The following is a 2,117-nucleotide window of genomic DNA, read 5'->3' as shown; positions in this document are numbered from 1 at the left end:
CTCTTCCTGGAGCATCACATCATGCAGGTTGGGATCAAACTTCCCCTTTGCATTGATTGGAGCCACGCCAGACTGCTTCAGGAAATGCCAGAACTGGCCGTAGATCATCTGCATCCCCCTAGCAAACTCTGTCTCTTCTTTGCACTCTTTTAGGCCATGCTCAAAGCTGTCGATGATCGGAAGCAGCTTTCTGATGAACTCTTCTTCGGCATATTTCCGTAAGAGCTCGGTCTCTTTCTTGTTCCGCTTCATGAAGTTCTCAAACTCTGCCTGAAGGCGCTGGAGGGATTCGGTAAGGTCAGCTATCCTCTGGTCTTTTTCTTGGTCTTTTTCTGCGAGAGGGGTAGGCACGGGCTTCTCCTCCAGAGTATCCTCTTTTGTCTCTTTTGTACCCCCACCGCTATACTCCTTATCCTCCTGGGGCTTCGCTGAACCTTTTGCTTTCATCGTCACTCGATCTGAACCCTTTTTCTTTTGTGCTCAAGTTCCTTTAACTTCGGAGCCTCGATCCTGAGTATGCCATTTTTGAAGGATGCCTTTGCCTGGCTTGCATCGATCTCACTCGGGAGTGGGATCCTCCTATAGAATTTGGACATCCTGTTTTCGTAGCTTGAGAAGCCTTCTTTCTCATGCTTCTTCTCTATCCTGTTTTCAGCCTTAACCTCTATGCTGGTATCAGTCACATTGAGCTCAATGCCGTCTTTATCGACCCCTGGCAGCTCAATCGAAGCTACAATGCCTTTTTCTGTCTCCTTCAGATCAGACACAGGAGACCTGAAGCTGCTCCATTGCAATTCCTTGCTCTTATGGCTCTTAAACATCCTTGCAAATACCCTGTCCATCTCTTCATGCATCCTTGCTATCTCCTCAAATGGGTCAAATCTCATGTTTTTCACCTTTCTGTTGATTTAGAGTAAACCAATACGATATGTAGTAAACAGGTAGTATTTAAACTTTATGGATTTGTTGGGGGCTCAGTAGAAAGTCATACGGCATCGGGCTCGCTTGCGATGGCGTTTGTGTTTGCTGACACCCCCGAAGGGGGCGACCCTCTGTCAGCAGTGCAGCTAAATCTGAAGAAGCTCGCAAAAATGATGCCGGACTTTCTACTGAGCCTGGTTTGTTGGGGGCTCAGAATGCTCTACAGCAGCCGGGAAACCTTCTGCAAATCCCTGTTCATAAGATGAGTGTATATTTGGGTAGTGGCCAGGCTCTTATGGCCGAGCAATGCCTGGACAACCCTCAGGTCAGCCCCTCCTTCAAGAAGATGCGTTGCAAAGCTATGGCGCAGTGTGTGCGGGGTAACGTGCTTACGGATCCCTGCTTTTCTTGCTGCGTTTTTTACTGCCTGCTCAATGCTTCTCGCGTTGTAGATGCCCTGGCTTGAAGAGAAAACCAGGCCAGAGCTTTTCGAACCAAAAAGCAGGATCATCCTTTCAAGTTCCGGATGGAGGAAGAGAATCCTGTCCCTGGAGCCTTTGGTGACTTTCAGGTGAATGGTCTTTCTCTCGCGGTCAATGTCCTCCCACTTGAGATTCCTGGCTTCATCCAGCCTCATGCCGCTGTAATACAGGGATGCAATAAGCAGGCGGTGCTTCAGGTTATAGGTTGAAGACAGCATCTGCTGGATTTCGTCTTTTCCCAGGACAACCGGCTTCCTTCCGGAGTGCTTTGCCAATGGAATATGCTCAGGAAATTCATGGCGCAATACCTTTTGATAGAAGAACTGCAGGCTAAAATAGGCATTCCTGATGGCTGACCTGCTCTTGTCCGCATACCCCAACAGGAACTCCCTTGGCTCCTTGCCTGACTTCAGGTATCTCCCAACAATCGAGCCATACGATTTTCCAGTTCTCGGTGAATACTTTCTCAGCCTGATCTCTTCATCGAGCTTCTGAAGCAGGCTCTGCATCTCCTCTTCGGAATATCCCATCATTGGGGGGATGGCTATCATGTATATAAATGTTCGTAATAACCATCTGAGAGGCACTAAACAGGGTATAAAGGTGGATGAATAGGTGTTATACGACATTTGATTTTGGGGCTACTAAACAAAACATTTTTAACCTATAAACTTCAAACCAATATTATGGCAGATGAATTAATAGATATTTGTG

3 protein-coding genes are annotated in these 2,117 nt (G+C 47.3%); all 3 read right to left on the bottom strand.

Annotation, left to right across the window (positions count from 1 at the left end; genetic code table 11):
- A partial coding sequence (locus VJB08_04355; protein ID HLD43190.1) for a nucleotide exchange factor GrpE occupies positions 1-447 on the bottom strand: 447 nt, incomplete at its 3' end.
- A 2-nt stretch (positions 448-449) separates the two neighbouring features.
- Positions 450-887, bottom strand: coding sequence for an Hsp20/alpha crystallin family protein (locus VJB08_04350; protein HLD43189.1), 438 nt, complete (start codon positions 885-887; stop codon positions 450-452).
- 254 nt (positions 888-1,141) lie between these two features.
- Positions 1,142-1,933 carry a tyrosine-type recombinase/integrase gene (locus VJB08_04345; protein HLD43188.1) on the bottom strand — a complete coding sequence of 264 codons (792 nt, stop codon included), beginning with the start codon at positions 1,931-1,933 and terminating at the stop codon, positions 1,142-1,144.
- Positions 1,934-2,117: the final 184 nt, after the last annotated feature.

The organism is Candidatus Nanoarchaeia archaeon, from assembly GCA_035290625.1.
Classification (GTDB): Archaea; Nanobdellota; Nanobdellia; order Woesearchaeales; family DATDTY01; genus DATDTY01.
Note: the sequence above shows the minus strand (reverse complement) of the source record. Positions and strands in the feature narration are given on the sequence as shown.

Excerpts from the sequence above, each read along its gene's own strand:
- VJB08_04350 (HLD43189.1), bottom strand. The coding sequence starts at position 887 with ATGAGATTTGACCCATTTGAGGAGATAGCAAGGATGCATGAAGAGATG.
- VJB08_04345 (HLD43188.1), bottom strand. The coding sequence starts at position 1,933 with ATGGGATATTCCGAAGAGGAGATGCAGAGCCTGCTTCAGAAGCTCGAT.